Genomic DNA, 17,986 nt, shown 5'->3' on the forward strand with positions numbered 1-17,986 from the left:
AGTTACTTTTAATAACGGCGTGATTGGCGAAACCTTTAGGAAAAAAACAACAAATTTAAAGAAATAGCGGTAAAACAGAAGAAAGCGTGACTGGTCGTAAAATTATCGAAAAAAGATGAGAAAATCGCTAAAGTTGCCGGGAAGTCAGTCGAGTGAGAAATTGTATTTTTATTCGCCAAAAAGCACCGACCAAGCTGAAATGCTTTTATAAGATTGTAGGTAATTCATTAACCTAATAACGTTAAAGCTAGATTCGGCGCTTGCTTGGCTTGAGCGAGTATCGTTGTGCTCACTTGCTGCAGTATTTGTTGCTTGAGCATTTGAGTGGTTTCTTTGGCGTAGTCGGTATCTTTGATTCGACTGTTTGATGTCGCCAAATTCTCATGAACGTTTTCAAGATTGTTAATGGCATGATCAAAGCGGTTTTGCATTGCCCCTAATTCAGAGCGATGGCTATCGACATACTTCATCGCCGTATCCAAAATAGAGACGGCGCGCTGAGCACCACCCACATCCGTTACATTGATGTCATTAACTGACTCGTAATAGCCCGCTGACATCGAAAGCTCACTGGCTAATGAACCTGAAAAAGAGATGGTACCCGCGGTATCTTCACCTGACATATAAATCTGAAGTTGTCCGTCATCATTAACAGAAGCCGATAAGAGATCCGTTTGACCATTAATGTAAGTCGCCAACTCTTCGATATCATCGCCCGCTTTCGCGTTGATGGTGATCTCTTGTGGCTGACCAAAACGATCGGTAAACGACATCGTCATATCATTCTGGTTTGATTTCACTTCCCATGAATCACTGGCCATGCCATTAGCAACGTAGCTAAAGCCGCCCATGTTGATGTCATCAGTACGCATGCTTTTCAAACCAATCTGCACAGCTTCGCCCGAACTGCCGCCGATTTGAAACGAGGTGTGCCCAAAACTGCCGTTAAGGAGTTTTTTACCACCGAATGAAGTGGTTTCGGCAATTCGATTCAGCTCGTCATTTAACGCGGTGACTTCTTCTTGAATAGCGATTCGTTCCGATGAACTATTCGAGCCGTTACTCGCTTGTAGGGATAAGTCTCGCATGCGCTGCATGATATTAGTGGTTTCATTCATAGCTCCTTCTGCAGTCTGCATAATGGAGATACCGTCGTTAGCATTTCGAACAGCAACATCAATGCCACTCATCTGTGCTTCCAAGCGGTTCGAAATTTGTAGCCCTGCAGCATCGTCTTTAGCGCTGTTAATACGACTCCCTGAAGCCAAGCGCTCCAAAGATTGGTTCAGCATGTTATTGGCATTAGAGAGGTTTCTCTGGGCCACCAGCGCTGAGACATTGGTATTAACAGTTATAGCCATAGACCTTCGCTTACAAAAAGAGGAATAAAACTCACGATTGCTCTTATATCGACCAGTTCATATAAAGCTTTAATAAAAAAGGAGCCCTGAGGCTCCCTTTCTTTGCTGCAGATGAGGTGATTTACTTAATCGTTAATACACTCAACATGTCAGTTGAAGGTGCAAAGTAGTAAGCGCCAGTCACTGCTTTGGTAAAGCGAAGCAGTTGGTCTGTTTTGCCATCTGTTGCGCCGTACATGCTCTCTAACATCGCATCGAAGTTATGACGAACGTTACAGTAAGCAATGAACAATAAGCCGTGGTCGCCCGTAGCAGTACCGTAAGGTAGACTGTGGCGAACAATCTTAAGCCCCTTGCCTTCTTCTTTGATATCCACACGGCCAACGTGAGACGCCGCAGGAACATCATCTAACTCAATTGAATCAGGTTTAGTTCGGCCAATCACTTTCTCTTGTGCCGATACATTCAAACGATTCCAAGCTGGCAGGTTATGCACAAAACGCTGCACCATTACATAACTACCACCAGCGAATTCCCCCTCAGGCACAATAGCGACTTCAGCACGTTGTGCGTCTTTCGGGTTTTCAGTGCCATCAACAAAGTCTGTCATGTCACGAGAGTCTAGGAAGCGATAACCATAAGTTTCATCAACCACTTCAACATCAGCTGCTACTTCAGATAGCAATTTACGCAAGATAAAGAAGTGCAGATCATGTCGGTTTGAATGACAGTGAATCAGAACGTCAGACAGTGTGCTCGGTGCTGTGATATCACCTTCACCCAGCACAGGGAAGTCGATCAGATCAGCGGGCGCTGCTTGCTCGAACCTATCCCAAAAAGCTTTTGAGAACGCAACCGATGCCGTTAAGTTCGCATCAGGCTGAGTTTGGTTTAGTTCGTCGATTAGAGTCGGAAGCTTTTGAATTTCTGCTAGTACATTAGCAGTATTAGCGTTCACTTTAAGTTGAACGTAAAGCGCGAAAGGCCCAGCTTCAGGCAAAATAGCACTTTGAACGTTAGGCTGCTCATTTGAAACATTAAGCATAGATTATTCCTTCCAGTTTTAGCTTCTAAGTATAATTGTGAATGGGACAAATGTTTTGATGAGAATCAGTCTTCGAGCTCAACCACTTTAAAGCAATCCCTTGCAGCATGGCTATTGGTTAGATAAAGCGCTAACCACAGCAGCAACAATAGGGTGATGCCATTTGACCAACGGAACCATCCGTTATCCAAATAGATTAAATAAATCGTATGGGAGCCCTGTGCCAAGATAGCCATCATGGTAACCCAACGTCCCCATGACACGACTTTGTTAAGGCGCTTTCTATCTGGCGATCTTAGCCCAAATAACCACATCAGCAGCAAACTAGGCACACTCAACGCGATCCCGACATAAAACATCTGATGGTCTGGGTAGATTATCTCAAGAATATCGGTTCCCGATTCTCGGCTTGCGCCTGCAACAATGAAAACGACCAAGGCTTTCGCAAGAAACAACCAACCTAGCCAGAGCAAGATTGGAGCTTTCAAAAAGCCGTGCTTGTCGTATTGTTCTATGGAGTACCGCACAAATCTCACTTTCACTTATTTTCAAACCAACACTTTAACGCAAATCATTCATACTTAACTAGCTTTGCGTTATCTTAGTAGCCAATCCGTTTTAATTGTCGAACTCAGTATGAAAAACAAAACTAATACGCCCTCTGTTGAATCTCAACAGGAAGCACTGAAGATAGCCAAAGCGACTCAAAAGCCAGCTCAAACCAAAGAACAAACTAAACTGATTACTCAGGGTATCGAGAAAGGCATCGCACTGTACAAGAAACAGCAAAAAGAACGCAGCCGCCAAGCCGATAAAGCGAAGAAGCGCGTACAGAAAGAAAAACAGACTCAACAAGCTAATCAACACCAAGAAGACACGATCGAAACAAGTGTTGAAACACCATCAAATCACGCCACTAAACTGCCGTGGTTACTACTGTTCGCAAGCTGGGTAGGCTTCGCGATTTATTTGATGCAATAGCAGGGTAAACGTATGAAAAAGGAATTAGTCGCTTTGGCTATGAGTGGCATGTTACTCGGGTGTACCAAACCCACATCAACGCCTCATAGTAAAGCGGACAAGGTACAAATGGATTACCACGGCCTGATTAACATCGAGCAGTGTGAGTATAAAGGGGAAATCACTGGCAGCGAAGGTCATTGGTACAGCTACTTGTTCTTTCCCAATGACACCCTGATTCAAGGTGCGATGAATGAGCTTAAATCGAATGCCATTGAGCTAGGCGCAGACACCGTCATCTTTACCCTACCCCAAGATTTCAGCACTTCCGTGACTATGCTTGGTACCGCCTACCTGTGCGAGTAAGCAACTAAAGCGGCATATCGATATGCTTTGATTTTATGACACCCAAAAGAAAGCCAGCTTTCGCTGGCTTATGCACTAAATCCAAGGCTTGTTGCTATATCGCCTTTACGCTGGATAACCCATTGACTGTCAAATGGCCCCCAGTCGGATAACTGGTAATAGCCATCATTATGACGTCGCCCATCTTGAACAAACATAAGTTCGATACCGATCCCCGGTAACGCCTTGAGTACATCTTGAATAGTACGACGAGGCCACCCCGTTTTTTCGATGAGTTTAGGCACATTTGGCCTATCAAGGCTTTCCACTAACAATGCTAAATATAGCCGCCTTGCAAAAACAGGACTCAACTCCATTGACACCTCCTATATATGTGCAGCTCAATTATTTCTTTTTTCGCTGACAACATGTTGAGGCTGATCAATAAGTCTCCAATAGTGACATTTTCTTACGCTTTTTTTTCACTCTATGAAATATTCATCACTCTATTTTGTCTGAGTTGCTGCTTCCTGATAGGATTCAACTCATAACAATGAAATAAAATCACTCAAAGGAAGAATAATGACTATCACTATGTTTGGTATTCCAAATTGCGACACTATTAAAAAAGCAAAGAAATGGCTCGAAGCTGAAGGTATCGAGTTCGAATTTCACGATTATCGCAAACAAGGCATCAACACAGAGCTAGTAACAAACTTCTGTTCTGAGCTAGGTTGGGAGCTTGTGCTAAACAAACGTGGGACAACTTATCGCCAACTTCCTCAAGAGCAAAAAGACACGTTAACGGAAGAAAAAGCAGTGGCTTTGCTTGTTGAGCAACCAGCAATGATCAAGCGCCCAATCTTAAAAGTAGATGGTAAGCTTCACATCGGATTTAAAGCAGACCAATACGCGGCTATTTTTTCTTAGGCCGTTGTATTCACATAGACAGACAACTGGACGTTGATCATTGAATCAGCTTCTAAAAATTAATGACTAGACGTTTTATTTAAACAAGGAATTCAAGGATGACAGATAGCCCAACTTTGGCTCTGGCAAAAGACCTAATCAGCCGTCAATCGGTAACACCAGAAGATGCAGGCTGCCAAGACCTGATGATTGAACGCTTAAAAGCACTCGGTTTTGAAATCGAAGTGATGGTATTTGAAGATACGACCAACTTCTGGGCTCGTCGTGGTACTGAAGCGCCTCTGTTTGCTTTTGCTGGTCACACTGATGTGGTACCTGCAGGCCCAATCGAACAATGGAACACTAAGCCATTCGAACCGACTATCGTAGACGGTTTCCTACATGGCCGTGGCGCTGCTGATATGAAAGGCTCTCTGGCTTCAATGATTGTTGCCGTCGAGCAGTTCATTGCCAAACACCCAGACCACACAGGCTCAATTGGTTTCCTGATCACTTCAGATGAGGAAGGTCCTTTCATCAACGGTACTGTACGTGTTGTTGAAGCATTAATGGCGCGCGGTGAAAACATCGATATGTGTATCGTTGGTGAACCATCGAGCACTGAGTTCGTGGGTGATGTCGTGAAGAACGGCCGTCGTGGCTCTATCACTGGCGACCTAACGATTAAAGGCACACAAGGTCATGTTGCCTACCCTCACCTAGCAAACAACCCAGTACACAGCTCTCTGCTTGCTATTAATGAGCTAGCAACAACTGAGTGGGATAAAGGTAATGATTACTTCCCGCCAACCAGTTTCCAAATTCCAAATGTGAGTGCGGGTACTGGTGCTTCAAACGTGATCCCTGGTGAGTTTAATGTTCAGTTTAACCTACGCTTTAGTACAGAGTTAAGCAACGACATCATCGTTGAGCGCATCACAACGACACTCGACAAGTATGATTTCGAATACGACCTAAGATGGACATTCAATGGCGACCCGTTCTTAACAGACGCAGGTTCACTGCTTGATGCTATTGTTGATGCAGTGGGTCACGTCAATGATGTGAAACCAGCACTGCTAACGACTGGCGGTACATCTGATGGTCGCTTTATTGCACGTATGGGCGGACAAGTGGTTGAACTAGGCCCTGTGAATGCAACGATTCACAAGGTTAACGAATGCGTGAAGGTAGCCGATTTAGAAAAGCTAACTGACATGTACGAAAGAACATTAGTGAACCTATTCGCTAAATAGTCTTTCATCAGCGATTCATAGCATCCAATTATTGAGAGACTCGTTATGACACCAGAGCAGCTTACCGGACAATCAGATTCTCATCTAGAGCCTAGCCTGATCGGCACCAAGACCTTCTTGGTCCACAGTGAGGTTAAGAATGACCTGAATAATTTGATTGAAGCTGCTCAGCTCGCTGGTTTTAAAATGGAGATTGCCAGTGGCTTTCGCGACTATGAAAGGCAATCTCTGATTTGGAACCGTAAGTTTTCTGGCGAAGCTCCGATATTAGATTCAGAAAGCCAACCTCTTGATGCTTCAAAACTGACCGAACAACAAAAGCTATCGGCTATCCTGAGATGGTCTGCGCTTCCCGGCGCGAGTCGTCATCATTGGGGTTGTGACTTCGATGTCTTTGCTCGTAACCACTTACCTGAAGGCATACATCTGCAATTAGAACCATGGGAATACCTTACTGGCCACCAGCAATCGTTTTACCAATGGCTATCAGTTCATGCTGCACAATTTGGTTTCTTCTTTCCTTACCGCCAAGATTTGGGTGGTGTGGCGATCGAACCATGGCATATCAGCCATCGCAAAGTATCGGAGTCGTGTTTATCACAGTTATCTCCGACTTTACTTGGCAAGCAACTCCAATCTAAGCCAGTATTAGGGTATGAGATTATTATGGAGCAGCTAGACGAGATCTATGCACGCTTCGTAGCGAATATCAGTCATTAGGAGCGCTTATGTTGGAGTGGCTTACAAACCCTTGGGTTATCATCATCATCGTAGTTAGCGTTGTTGTGGGTAACATCGCAGCGCTCAAACAGACAGCCAATATGGATCTGACGGGGCGTGGTAAAACTGAGCGAGATTTAGATAAGCTCAATCGCTCGGATAAACTTAACCAAGAGAAAGCTGAAAAAGAAGAATCCAAAGACAATAAAGACGCATAGCCTTTTGCTTTGGCTAATCAGCTTGATTGACCAATTTTGATTGACCAATGTAGCCTGATGACAACGAATACAATAAAAAAGAGGACACAGTGTGTCCTCTTTTTTATTTGCTTTTGCTAATCACAAGGCTGATTTAACTCAGCTTGTGACGGCTTGAATGACTACTCAGCTTTCGCTTCTTTGTCATCTTTGGTTTGGTCAGCAATATGCGCTAATACCGGAACCATAGACTTAAGCAGCTCTTCTTCTACTGGCTTACCTGATGCATCTGTTACGTTGATTGACGTACGGTTGCCAAGGTCACCAAATAGGAAGTTGTAAGTGCCTGGCGCTAAGTCGATAGGCTGTAGGCCAATTTCTTCCCAGAACTCATCATCTGGTGCTGCGTACTTCGCCTTCACCGTACCCTGAGATTGATTGCGTTCTTCAAGCTCAAAGCCCATTTCAGGCAACAAGTTAGGCAGACGCTGCCAGAATACATTGTATGGCGTACGAGCAATAATCACAGGGAAACCACTACGGTCAGCACCCATTGAAATTGGAATACGCTTCACCAACTCTTGCGCTTTCAGCGCCGCTTCAGCACGAAGGTTTTCATCGTACTTAGCCATAACTAGGTTGGTCAGGAACGCGTTGTAACGCTCTTTATTGGTTGCCGTTACTGTTTTCTCTTCAGTACCTTCACGCCAATCAATCAGATTAATCTTGAAGCCATGACGGTTGTTTGCTTGGAAGCGAGAGATAGAGTAACGACTACCAATCTCTACGTCTTCATCTTCAGAAACCCAAGTTACCCAATCGGTCTCAATCTCATTCTCTGATTGCTCACGAATACCAATACCACGTTGAGCCAGCATATCTACAGCCGTTTGCCACACGCGGTCTGCCTCTTCTGCGCGAAGAAGCCATAGTGTCACTTCACCGTTTTGACGCTCAGCACGAGCACCCGGGATCAGTTCAAGAACCTGTTGCGGTGGACGAATATCCACTTCACGACCAGTACCACCACTGAATTCACCGCTTGGGATGTCAAAATTTGGGTAGAACTGAGGCTGAGCATCTACAGGCAATTGCCATTGTGAAAACTCAGGTGTTTCTAAGTATTCGAAATCATCTTTGGCTTGGCGACGTTGAGTCGGGTTGCCAGAACATGCTGTAAGAACGAAAACAGCCAGTGACCCAATCACTAGCTGGTGAGAATACTTCATTTATACTCCTAAATGCCGAAGGTTCGCTTCGGCATCACTTCATACGTTTTAGTAAATGCACGCTTCAGTCATTGCTTGAGCAACAACAGGTTGAACTGGCTCTGACAGTTCAGTCAGCGGTAGACGTAAGCCACCTTCAGCAATCAGACCCATTTTATGAACCGCCCATTTTACGGGAATAGGGTTAGACTCAACGAACAAATTCTTATGTAGAGGCATCAAACGCTCATTGATCGCTTCCGCTTCTTCAAACTTACCTTCTTTTGCTAGCTTGAACATGGTTGCCATATCAGCGGCTGCAACATTGTTCGTTACAGAGATCACGCCATCGCCACCACGCTTAACAAATTCTAGGCCTGTTAAGTCATCACCACTTAGTAAGATAAAGTCTTCGCCACAAAGTTCACGGTGAATTGCAATTCTGTCGAGATCACCCGTCGCATCTTTCAGTGCAACGATGTTTTCGATCTCAGCAAGACGAGCAACCGTTTCTGGCAACAAGTCTACCGCAGTACGACCTGGAACATTGTATAGAATTTGTGGAACGTCACTGACTTCAGCAATCGCTTTGTAGTGTTGGTACAAACCTTCTTGAGTCGGTTTGTTGTAGTAAGGCGTTACGCTCAGGCAACCAGCAATACCAGAACCATTCAACAAACGGCTGAATAGAACAGATTCATGAGTTGCATTTGCACCTGTACCAGCGATAACGGGAATACGACCATCAGCAAATTCAACGATCTTGTTGACGACTTTGACATGCTCTTCAATAGTGAGTGTTGAAGACTCACCTGTTGTGCCAACCGCAACCAGACCATCACTACCTGCAGCAATATGGTGCTCAACTAACTTTTTAAGGCTGTCGAAATCCACTTCACCATCTGTATTAAATGGCGTAACTAGCGCAACGATACTTCCTGAAAACATGTCTATCTCCCTTAATTTATTCTTTTTGCATGTTACTGTAAGCCAATCAATAAACACAAGACATTAAAGTGGCTTACCGGCAACATCTGCATTAAATATTGTCGTATGTTTGAGGTAAAACGACTTCTAACGGCGTTCTACCTAGAATTTGGGTAACCTGCACTCAATCTAGCGGATAGCACATCACTGGATGTCAGTAACAAGTAAGCTGTGCTCTCATCGCTCTATCTCATTTTTTAACGCGCTCGATATTCTTATCATTGGTTGCATGTTCGAAGCAAGGTCGCACATAAAAAGCCCCGCACGCACGCTTATTCCACGAGCTAACTGTGCTAACATGCATGAATCAATGGAATATAAAGAGACGTGATTTTATGACTCAACATCTAGTAATCACAGCTGTGGGCACTGATCGCCCAGGTGTATGCAACCAAGTGGTTCATTTAGTCAACCAATCAGGCTGTAACATTATTGATAGCCGTATCGCCCTGTTTGGCGAAGAATTTACGCTTATCATGCTGCTGTCTGGAAAGGCAAACAACATTACCCGCGTTGAAACCACCTTGCCCTTGCTTGGACAAGAGCACGACTTGATTACGATTATGAAGCGAACCTCAACTCATGATGTTATTGAGAACTCTTACACAGTAGAGGTGTTCGTTGAGTCAGACGATAAAATCGGACTTACTGAGCAGTTTACCCAGTTCTTCGCAGACCGAAACATCGGCCTCGATTCGTTAAGTGCACGAACCATCAATAAATCTAAGGTTCAACTCGACAACGACCAATTCCATATCTCTATTACCGCTTCTGTGCAATCAGAATGTAATTTGATGCAGCTACAAGAAGAATTCGATTCGCTGTGTCAGAGCCTATCAGTCCAAGGCTCGCTCAACTTTATCAAAAACAGTCTTTAAAAAGGAAATGTCATGAATACGCTAACGGCTGGTGTTCCAGCACCTGCTTTTTCTCTTCCAGATCAAGATGGCAATATCGTATCTCTTGGTGACTTCAAAGGTAAAAAAGTACTTTTCTATTTTTACCCTAAAGCAATGACTCCAGGTTGTATTGTGCAAGCGGAAGGCCTGCGTGATATCAAAACACAGCTTGATGACCTAAACGTGGTTGTTCTAGGTGTGAGTGTTGACCCAGTAAAACGTCTACCAAACTTCGTTGAGAAGAAATCTCTAAACTTCACCCTGCTATCTGATGAAGACCACAGCGTTGCTGAACAGTTTGGCGTTTGGGGCGAGAAAAAATTCATGGGTAAAATCTACGACGGTCTGCACCGTATTAGCTTCCTAATTGATGAAGAAGGTCAGATTGAACATGTCTTCAACAAGTTCAAGACTAAGACTCACCACGAAGTGGTTCTAGATTACTTCAATCAAGAAGCTTAAGGGCGATTTGAGTGAGTTAATGACTTAGATTCATCACTTTCTAAGGCAATAGCAACACTCATTAAGCTAATGATTAAGCTAATTATTAAGCTAATTATTAAGCTAAGAGCAAAAAGGCCGAACATCATGGATGTTCGGCCTTTTTCTATAACAAGATCAATTACTTTTGATGTTCGGGGTCATCGTCTAATGCGTGACTCGGTAAGGCATTCCAAACCGCCTTAACTAACGTTGCCAACGGGATAGCAAAGAACACGCCCCAGAATCCCCACAGTCCACCAAACACTAACACGGCAACAATAATGGCCACTGGGTGCAGGTTCACCGCTTCAGAGAAAAGAACAGGAACGAGCACGTTACCATCTAGCGCTTGGATAATACCGTAAGCGAGAAGCAACCAGTAAAACTGAGGCTCTAATCCCCACTGGAACAGGCCTACAATCGCCACAGGAACAGTCACAGCTGCCGCGCCGATATAAGGGATCAGTACCGAGAAGCCAACCGCGACAGCCAACAAGACTGAATAACGCAGATCCAGAATCGCAAAGGTTACGTAGCTAACACCACCAACAATTAAAATCTCTAAGACTTTACCGCGAATGTAGTTCGAGATTTGCTGGTTCATCTCTTCCCATACTTTGGTCGCTAAACGACGATTTCGAGGAAGTACACCGCTCGCCATTCTGATCATCTCTTCTTTGTCTTTTAACAAGAAGAAAATAAGCAGTGGTACAAGAATCAAGTAAACCGCTAAGGTCGCTAAGCTCACAAGAGAAGCAAGAGAACCTTTGACAACACTTTCACCAAAACCTAACGCTTTGTTCTTGGCGTTAGACATAATGGACTCAACGATCTGCAGGTTAGCTAATTCTGGATAGCGTTCAGGAATCGTCGCAATGAAGTTTTGCAAGCTGCCATACATGCTTGGGATATCATTAATTAGATTGCCCACTTGTTGCCAAATGGTTGGTACCAAGCCAAAGATCGCAAGTAGCATCACGCTAAAGAACATCATGATCACCAACATCACCGAAGGCGTTCTTGGAACACCGAGTCTTTGAAGTTGGGTAACAGGCCACTCAAGCAAATAAGCCAACACAATTGCAACCAAGAGTGGCGCAATTAGGTGACCAAAGAAGTAGATCGTAATAAAGCCGAAGAGAATGATGGCAACCAAACTGACAGCATGGGGATCAGAGAAACGTCGTTTATACCAACGATTGACCATTTCAAGCATCTGACTGCAATTCCTTTTTAGTGACGAGGAGATGATGGTAATTAGAGCAAACCTCAGTGATGACGTCATAGGCTTGCTTAGACAAATAAGTAACAATATCTTTCATCGAACTGTTATCAGACACATAAATTGACAATGACTGCCCTACTTCTAACTTTACACTGTGACGCTTGGCTAATAATAGCGCCATTGGACAGCGCTCTTGGCGTAAATCTAGAATATTAGGTGTCATTCTTGAGCTCGATGCTTATTATAAGGGTCGTATTGTAATCTGTTTTTGAAAACGCGCCATCATTCATTCATCCTCCTTCATGATAGCGCACGCACTTGGCAAAGGTTAAATCAGATAAAGAACCAATTTCCATTGCACTTGTCTTACTGTCAGAAGAAACGGAGTATTACTGACTAATATGTTTAAACGCGCTCGCTCAATTGCTTGCTTATGCATCGCAGCTACATTAAGCACCCCAACTATGGCGAATACCAATAGTTTGGAGCTACCAGATATCGGTACCGCTGCTGGCGGCACACTCACTATCGACCAAGAGCTTATCTATGGTGATGCCTACATGCGCATCATCAGAAGTAGCCAGCCTATCGTAAACGACCCAGTTCTAAATCTATATATTGATACTCTTGGCCATCGTCTGGTCGCGAACGCAAATGATGTAAAGACACCTTTCCAGTTCTTTATGATCCGTGACCGCAACATCAACGCCTTTGCTTTCTTTGGTGGTTATGTTGCTTTGCACTCAGGTCTATTCCTGCATGCACAATCTGAAAGTGAATTAGCTTCTGTATTAGCGCACGAAATCGCGCACGTAACCCAACGTCACTTAGCGCGTAGTATGGAAGACCAAGCGCGCCGCTCTCCAGCAACCATTGCAGCGCTAGCAGCCTCTGTATTACTGGCAATTGCAGCTCCTGAAGCCGGCATTGCAGCCCTAACGGCAACGACTGCGGGTAATATGCAAAGCCAAATCAACTACACCCGTAGTAATGAAAAAGAAGCCGACCGCTTTGGTATCAACACGCTAGCAAAAGCTGGGTTTGATGTGAATGCGATGCCACGTTTCTTTGGCCGTTTAGCTGATGAATATCGCTATGCGAGCACACCACCGCCAATGCTACTGACTCACCCATTACCAGAAGACCGAATTACCGATTCACGTGCTCGTGCTCGTAGTTACCCGCCACTGAAACTGGCTCCCTCTCTGGACTACCACCTAGCAAGAGCCCGCATTGTTGCGCGCTATGCTGGCATTAATAATGATGCTGCTCTTGATTGGTTTGAGCGTCAGCTAAAGAAAGCCCCTAAAGCTTTGGTTCCGTCATTAGAATATGGCCAAGCACTGGTTTACCTAGACTCTAAAAAATTAGACAAAGCAGAGCCCATCCTGAACAAGCTGATTAACAGCGATCCAACCAACCTGTTTTATCTAGATGCTATTTCGGATCTGCACATCGAGAAGAAGCAGCCTGAGATTGCGATTAAAGAACTTAAATCGGCACTGGTTCGTCAACCAAACAACCCGGTTCTGACCATTAACTACGCCAACGCACTGATTGAAAATGAAGATCTTCAAGAAGCGGTTCGCGTATTGCAGCGTTACACGCACGATAACCCGAATGACACCAATGGCTGGCACTTACTTTCAAAAGTAAATACGAGCCTTGGTAATAGCGACGAAGAACTGGCTGCTCGTGCAGAAATTTTGGCACTGCAAGCCAACTGGAACAAAGCGATTCAGTACTACACGCAAGCAAGCCAAATCGCAGAATTAGGAAGCCTAAAACAAGCACGCTACGACGCTCGAATTGATCAGCTAATGATTCAACGAGAGCGCTTCTTGTCGCTACAATAGAGTGTTTACTGGTAACGCTCGTTGCCAGTATAAAAAGAAAGCTCAACGTTACACAAAAAAAAGAAGTCACCTATGGTGGCTTCAGCTAAACAATTAAATCAAAAATAATAATGAGGAAGAACCATGTCTGTCGTGATTTATCATAACCCACGCTGCTCAAAGAGCCGTCAAACTCTAGAAGTGCTTCAGGAAAACGGCGTACAGCCAGAGGTAATCAAATACCTAGAGACTCCGTTAACAGTTGAACAGCTGAAAGTACTGTTCACTCAGCTTGGTTTTGACAGTGTTCGCGACATGATGCGCACCAAAGAAGCGGACTACAAAGAAGCAAACCTTGGTGATGCTTCAGTCACTGATGAAGATCTTTTCGCCGCGATGGCAACCAATCCAAAACTGTTTGAGCGCCCAGTCGTTGTCGCGAACAACAAAGCAAAAATTGGTCGTCCACCAGAGCAAGTGCTAGAGATTCTGTAATCCAATATGAGCATTAACATTCTTGTTCTTTACTACAGCCGCCACGGCAACACACAAGCTCTAGCAAGGCAGATTGCACGAGGGGTTGAGTCTATCCCAAACTGTGAAGCCATGTTAAGAACGGTGAACGACGTGTACACAGTAGAAGAGCAGCCTGATTCACGCTATCAACCAACCGATCCTATTGCCTCGTTACAAGAGCTTCGATCTTGTGATGGTTTGGCGCTAGGCAGTCCGGTTTGGTTTGGTAACATGGCCGGGCCAATGAAGCACTTTTGGGATAGCACGACATCAATGTGGATCAATGGTGATCTCATCGATAAGCCAGGTTGTGTATTTACCTCTTCTTCATCATTGCATGGTGGTCAAGAGACAACACAACAAAGCATGATGTTGCCCCTGCTTCATCACGGCATGTTAGTCGTGGGCATCCCCTACTCAGAACCGGCGCTGCACACCACTCAAACTGGTGGTACGCCTTATGGTGCAAGCAGTACTGGAGAGAGCGCTTCACTTAGCAAAGAAGAGATTGAGTTGGCGCAAAACCTAGGTAAACGCCTAGCGCGCATCGCAATAAATCAGAAGGGAATTTCTCAATGATGTATATGCCAGAGAAGGCTATGTCTCCCAAAACCAAGCTATTTCGCTACCTTGCTTTAGCGGGCAACTTGTCGCTTTTATTCTGGGTGGTGGCTTGGCAGATGACGCTTTCACCGCACCCTCATCTCAGTAATGTCACACTGGCGATTGCTTGGGCTATCCCGCTGTTATTGCCATTACCGGGCATTTTAGCAGGAAAACCTTATACGCACGCATGGGCAAATTTCGTCTTGATGCTCTATTTCCTACACGCATTAACTATCTTGTATGTAGACGATGGTGAACGTTTATTAGCGGCTGTAGAACTGCTTCTGACGACTCTAGGTTTCGCGGGCAATATCTTATTTACTCGCTTTAGAGCCAAAGAGTTAGGCATCAAGTTGAAGCGTCTTTCTGAAGTAGAAAAGAGAGAAAAAGCTAAGTTCGAGCAATAATATTGAGCCCATGCTTTTAAACTGACCGCTTACAAACAAAAAGCCCTGCGAGATTGCTCTTGCAGGGCTTTTTTCAAGTTTTCATTTCAATCAGTCATGTCAGCTGACAATTATGAGCGAACCCACTCGTATACCAAGCTTGGCTTAGCATGTACTGGCGCAGTGATGGTTAGATCTTCTGTACTAGAATCCTCTAACGTTGCGTCAGGCGTATTCGTTAGCTCAGCATCCTCAGATACCTCGTTGCCCTTAATCACTTGTACGCCTGAGTCAGTTTCGTCACCAACGACTTCAGCAGCGTCTGTTGAATCATCACCTACAGACATTGTGTTGTCTTGAGTTTCAAATTCAGGGCTCACTTCAGGCTCAATGTAAGATTCTTCAACCTTCGCAACTTGGCGAATACTTGCTACTTCTTGCTCAAACTCTTGTTGAGTCGACAATAAGTGAATTCGGAAAGTGACTTCGTTATTCTGAATCTTCAGAATATCTAGGCTTGCCACCGAGTTTAGACGCTTAAGTGCGTTCTCTAACTGGAAGAAGTCTTGAGCATTATTCAGGCTAATAAACTGCGTTAAAATCGATTCTGATGACTCACTCGCTACCGTCACAGCACTTTTGCCTGCGTAGTAGTTACTGATTTGGTCAACTAACTTCTTAGAAGTCGTGTCGCTGTTACCCGATAGTGAACCACTTACAGGCGATGTTGGTGCACTCGTCAATTGACTTGGCTTTTGATCGTATAGAGCCCAACGTAGGCCTGAAGATTGAGCCTTTATCACCAACACAGCATCAACAGGATAACGCTGACTCGCTTTACTGATTGGCGTAACAAAGCTACCCCACAAATCAGAAGTCGCAATACCCGTAATATCGTCAAAGTCACCCACAGGCAGCGTTAGAGGCAAGCCACGCTCTTTTGCGTTAGCTTGTAAGCTAGCTGCTAACTGTGAGTTAGAGTGTTCCCATACGATGTTCTTGTCGTAGTTGTCCTCTTCCACCAGCCAAACAAGGATGTTTGAACGCGTGTCAGGCCAGTAAGGTAACTGTGCTTGAGTCAACAGAGAACGGATTTGAGCACCGTTAAAACGCATACGCAATGTTGATTGGTCATTGCTTTCGCCAAAACTCATTTGAGACATGTACTGCGAACTCTTGCGCATCGCCTTTTGAATCGTCTCATTCGAAGCGACATCAGTTTGGCCAGTCGCACGTATCAATACCTGCTCCATACCTGTATTTCTTGCCACTTGTTCTGGCTGTTTGTCTTCAGCGTTAATCGCAACTTCAGCACTAAAAATATCTACTTGAGTTAAGGCATAACTCGGAGAGGCTAATAGTCCCATCAACAACAATGCTATGTAGCGCATACTGATCCTAATATTCAAATCTTGTGCCTAGATGATAAGCAACTATGGATTGAGGGGCAAGGTCGATAGCGCCCACTGTGTTTAATAACCACAAAATATCACCTGGCCATGATAAATCGCTCACTTATAAAATGAATTTCTAGGGCTTAGATGGATATAAAACATCACTAAGATAAATAAATTTGATCTATTTGGTGTAGCAATCGATTGCCAAGTGATAGAATCCCGCGAATTTTATTTTTCGCTTTTCATATAACGACCATTTTTAAGGACATAACATGAAAAATGCTCTGCAAGGTGCGCAAATGCTGTTTGTAGCATTTGGTGCGCTTGTATTAGTGCCGCTACTGACTGGACTTGATCCTAACGTTGCACTCTTTGGCGCAGGTATCGGTACCCTTTTATTCCAACTTATTACACGCCGTTCAGTGCCAATCTTCTTAGCGTCTTCTTTCGCATTCATCGCGCCTATCATGTTTGGTATTCAAACTTGGGGTGTAGGTGCAACCATGGGCGGCCTTATGGCGGCGGGTGTTGTGTATGTACTAATGGGCGCGTTAATTAAAGTTCGTGGCGTTGGCTTCATCCATAAACTGCTTCCACCTGTCGTGGTTGGCCCTGTGATCATGGTTATCGGTTTAGGCCTTGCGCCTGTTGCGGTTAACATGGCACTAGGTAAGACAGGCGATGGCGCAGTTCAGCTTGTTGATGCAGACGCTGCACTGTGGATCTCTTCTATTTCACTGTTAGTGACCATTGTCATCAGTGTGTTCTCTAAAGGCTTCCTTAAGCTACTACCAATCTTCGGTGGTATTGTCGCGGGTTACATCACTAGCTTGGTTTATGGCGCAGTCGACTTCACACCAGTAGCGCAAGCATCTTGGTTAGCACTGCCAAACTTCACAGCGCCAGAGTTCAACATCAACGCTATCTTCTTTATGGTATTTGTTGCGATTGCACCTGCTGTTGAGCACGTAGGTGACATGCTTGCTATCTCTAACGTGACCGGTAAAGACTACCTTAAAAAACCTGGCCTACACCGCACAATCACTGGCGACGGTGTGGCAACAATTGCGGCTTCTATGCTGGGCGCGCCACCAAACACGACGTACAGTGAAGTAACAGGCGCAGTAATGCTGACCAAAGCGTTCAACCCAGTGATCATGACTTGGGCTGCGGTAACAGCCATCGTTCTTGCATTGGTAGGTAAGCTAGGTGCACTACTTCAAACGATTCCGGTTCCTGTTATGGGCGGCATCATGATTCTACTGTTTGGTTCTATCGCAACCGTAGGCTTGAATACTCTAATTCAAAACAAAGTTGACCTGCACAAATCTCGCAACCTTGTGATTGTGGGCATTACCTTAGTCTTTGGTATTGGCGGCATGGCATTTGGCATCGGTGACTTTAGCCTACAGGGCGTAAGCTTATGTGGCATCGTAGCGATTCTACTTAACCTAGTACTTCCAGATGAGCTAGGTGACAACACTGTGGTAGATAAAGCTCAAATCGATTAATGAATCGATAAGGCTAGATTCAATAGAATCACAACCTAACAAGATCAAAAAAGGGAGAGCATCGAATGCTCTCCCTTTTTATTAATACAGTTAATTCAGCGAGTTAAGGAACTGTTTAGAGTCACTTAAGCTGAAACCGA

General features: G+C 44.6%; 22 protein-coding genes. 13 read left to right on the forward strand and 9 right to left on the reverse strand.

What is annotated here, in order from left to right; genetic code table 11:
• Positions 1–227: 227 nt before the first annotated feature.
• From AB4161_RS15260 to AB4161_RS15270, 3 genes are all read right to left on the reverse strand, one after another.
• Positions 228–1,361: a flagellin gene (locus tag AB4161_RS15260; protein ID WP_017063389.1), complete on the reverse strand. Its 1,134-nt coding sequence runs from the start codon at positions 1,359–1,361 to the stop codon at positions 228–230.
• Between the two features lie 121 nt (positions 1,362–1,482).
• Positions 1,483–2,406 carry a Dyp-type peroxidase gene (locus AB4161_RS15265; RefSeq protein ID WP_102394434.1) on the reverse strand — a complete coding sequence of 308 codons (924 nt, stop codon included), beginning with the start codon at positions 2,404–2,406 and terminating at the stop codon, positions 1,483–1,485.
• A 65-nt stretch (positions 2,407–2,471) separates the two neighbouring features.
• The gene (locus tag AB4161_RS15270) at positions 2,472–2,933 is read right to left on the reverse strand and encodes a DUF2919 domain-containing protein (RefSeq protein ID WP_017060696.1); all 462 of its coding nucleotides are present in this window, start codon (positions 2,931–2,933) and stop codon (positions 2,472–2,474) included.
• Between the two features lie 109 nt (positions 2,934–3,042).
• Here AB4161_RS15270 and AB4161_RS15275 point away from each other — a divergent pair, with 109 nt between their 5' ends.
• Together AB4161_RS15275 and AB4161_RS15280 are read left to right on the forward strand one after the other, a co-directional pair.
• Entirely contained in the window at positions 3,043–3,387 is a 345-nt protein-coding gene (locus AB4161_RS15275) for a DUF2956 domain-containing protein (protein WP_372083568.1), read from the forward strand.
• A gap of 12 nt (positions 3,388–3,399) precedes the next feature.
• Positions 3,400–3,732: a DUF4156 domain-containing protein gene (locus AB4161_RS15280; protein WP_017071060.1), complete on the forward strand. Its 333-nt coding sequence runs from the start codon at positions 3,400–3,402 to the stop codon at positions 3,730–3,732.
• A 68-nt stretch (positions 3,733–3,800) separates the two neighbouring features.
• On the opposite strand, the gene AB4161_RS15285 is transcribed toward AB4161_RS15280, so the two are convergent.
• The gene (locus tag AB4161_RS15285) at positions 3,801–4,088 is read right to left on the reverse strand and encodes a helix-turn-helix domain-containing protein (RefSeq protein WP_004734273.1); all 288 of its coding nucleotides are present in this window, start codon (positions 4,086–4,088) and stop codon (positions 3,801–3,803) included.
• A 205-nt stretch (positions 4,089–4,293) separates the two neighbouring features.
• On the opposite strand from AB4161_RS15285, the gene AB4161_RS15290 reads away from it, so the two are divergent.
• The 4 genes from AB4161_RS15290 to AB4161_RS15305 all read left to right on the forward strand — a co-directional run bounded on the left by AB4161_RS15290 (position 4,294) and on the right by AB4161_RS15305 (position 6,814).
• Positions 4,294–4,641 (forward strand): ArsC family reductase, encoded by a 348-nt coding sequence (locus tag AB4161_RS15290; RefSeq protein ID WP_060982502.1) that lies wholly within the window; start codon positions 4,294–4,296, stop codon positions 4,639–4,641.
• A gap of 98 nt (positions 4,642–4,739) precedes the next feature.
• The gene (gene dapE / locus AB4161_RS15295; protein ID WP_017060700.1) at positions 4,740–5,876 is read left to right on the forward strand and encodes a succinyl-diaminopimelate desuccinylase; all 1,137 of its coding nucleotides are present in this window, start codon (positions 4,740–4,742) and stop codon (positions 5,874–5,876) included.
• Positions 5,877–5,921: 45 nt separating this feature from the next.
• Positions 5,922–6,596, forward strand: a complete 675-nt coding sequence (locus AB4161_RS15300) for a M15 family metallopeptidase (RefSeq protein WP_372083569.1) — start codon at positions 5,922–5,924, stop codon at positions 6,594–6,596.
• A gap of 8 nt (positions 6,597–6,604) precedes the next feature.
• Complete coding sequence (locus tag AB4161_RS15305) at positions 6,605–6,814, forward strand: DUF2897 family protein (RefSeq protein WP_017060702.1); 210 nt, start codon at positions 6,605–6,607, stop codon at positions 6,812–6,814.
• Positions 6,815–6,975: 161 nt separating this feature from the next.
• On the opposite strand, the gene bamC is transcribed toward AB4161_RS15305, so the two are convergent.
• Together bamC and dapA are read right to left on the reverse strand one after the other, a co-directional pair.
• Positions 6,976–8,022, reverse strand: coding sequence for an outer membrane protein assembly factor BamC (bamC, locus tag AB4161_RS15310; RefSeq protein WP_017060703.1), 1,047 nt, complete (start codon positions 8,020–8,022; stop codon positions 6,976–6,978).
• A 48-nt stretch (positions 8,023–8,070) separates the two neighbouring features.
• Positions 8,071–8,949, reverse strand: coding sequence for a 4-hydroxy-tetrahydrodipicolinate synthase (dapA, locus tag AB4161_RS15315; RefSeq protein WP_372083570.1), 879 nt, complete (start codon positions 8,947–8,949; stop codon positions 8,071–8,073).
• A gap of 374 nt (positions 8,950–9,323) precedes the next feature.
• On the opposite strand from dapA, the gene AB4161_RS15320 reads away from it, so the two are divergent.
• Complete coding sequence (locus tag AB4161_RS15320) at positions 9,324–9,866, forward strand: glycine cleavage system protein R (protein WP_372083571.1); 543 nt, start codon at positions 9,324–9,326, stop codon at positions 9,864–9,866.
• A gap of 12 nt (positions 9,867–9,878) precedes the next feature.
• Positions 9,879–10,349 (forward strand): thioredoxin-dependent thiol peroxidase, encoded by a 471-nt coding sequence (gene bcp, locus AB4161_RS15325; RefSeq protein WP_017060706.1) that lies wholly within the window; start codon positions 9,879–9,881, stop codon positions 10,347–10,349.
• 160 nt (positions 10,350–10,509) lie between these two features.
• Here the strand turns inward: bcp and AB4161_RS15330 are convergent, their stop codons facing one another.
• The gene (locus AB4161_RS15330; RefSeq protein WP_017063383.1) at positions 10,510–11,586 is read right to left on the reverse strand and encodes an AI-2E family transporter; all 1,077 of its coding nucleotides are present in this window, start codon (positions 11,584–11,586) and stop codon (positions 10,510–10,512) included.
• On the reverse strand, positions 11,579–11,818 hold the full coding sequence (locus AB4161_RS15335) for a sulfurtransferase TusA family protein (protein WP_017060709.1): 240 nt from the start codon (positions 11,816–11,818) through the stop codon (positions 11,579–11,581). The genes AB4161_RS15330 and AB4161_RS15335 overlap by 8 nt, the downstream gene beginning before the upstream one ends.
• A 178-nt stretch (positions 11,819–11,996) precedes the next feature.
• Here AB4161_RS15335 and AB4161_RS15340 point away from each other — a divergent pair, with 178 nt between their 5' ends.
• The 4 genes from AB4161_RS15340 (at position 11,997) to AB4161_RS15355 (ending at position 14,959) form a co-directional block, all read left to right on the forward strand.
• Positions 11,997–13,451: a M48 family metallopeptidase gene (locus AB4161_RS15340; protein WP_017060710.1), complete on the forward strand. Its 1,455-nt coding sequence runs from the start codon at positions 11,997–11,999 to the stop codon at positions 13,449–13,451.
• A gap of 123 nt (positions 13,452–13,574) precedes the next feature.
• Positions 13,575–13,925: an arsenate reductase (glutaredoxin) gene (arsC, locus tag AB4161_RS15345; RefSeq protein ID WP_017060711.1), complete on the forward strand. Its 351-nt coding sequence runs from the start codon at positions 13,575–13,577 to the stop codon at positions 13,923–13,925.
• A 6-nt stretch (positions 13,926–13,931) separates the two neighbouring features.
• Entirely contained in the window at positions 13,932–14,525 is a 594-nt protein-coding gene (gene wrbA / locus AB4161_RS15350; protein WP_017060712.1) for an NAD(P)H:quinone oxidoreductase, read from the forward strand.
• Positions 14,522–14,959, forward strand: coding sequence for a DUF2069 domain-containing protein (locus tag AB4161_RS15355; protein WP_017060713.1), 438 nt, complete (start codon positions 14,522–14,524; stop codon positions 14,957–14,959). Before wrbA ends, AB4161_RS15355 begins: the two co-directional genes overlap by 4 nt.
• 110 nt (positions 14,960–15,069) lie before the next feature.
• On the opposite strand, the gene AB4161_RS15360 is transcribed toward AB4161_RS15355, so the two are convergent.
• Positions 15,070–16,329, reverse strand: coding sequence for a DUF2066 domain-containing protein (locus AB4161_RS15360; RefSeq protein ID WP_017060714.1), 1,260 nt, complete (start codon positions 16,327–16,329; stop codon positions 15,070–15,072).
• A gap of 278 nt (positions 16,330–16,607) precedes the next feature.
• Between AB4161_RS15360 and AB4161_RS15365 the strand changes: the two genes are divergently transcribed.
• On the forward strand, positions 16,608–17,846 hold the full coding sequence (locus AB4161_RS15365; protein ID WP_050619933.1) for a uracil-xanthine permease family protein: 1,239 nt from the start codon (positions 16,608–16,610) through the stop codon (positions 17,844–17,846).
• Positions 17,847–17,986: the final 140 nt, after the last annotated feature.

The sequence above is a fragment of the Vibrio sp. 10N.286.51.E5 genome, from assembly GCF_041469125.1.
GTDB lineage: Bacteria > Pseudomonadota > Gammaproteobacteria > Enterobacterales > Vibrionaceae > Vibrio > Vibrio crassostreae_C.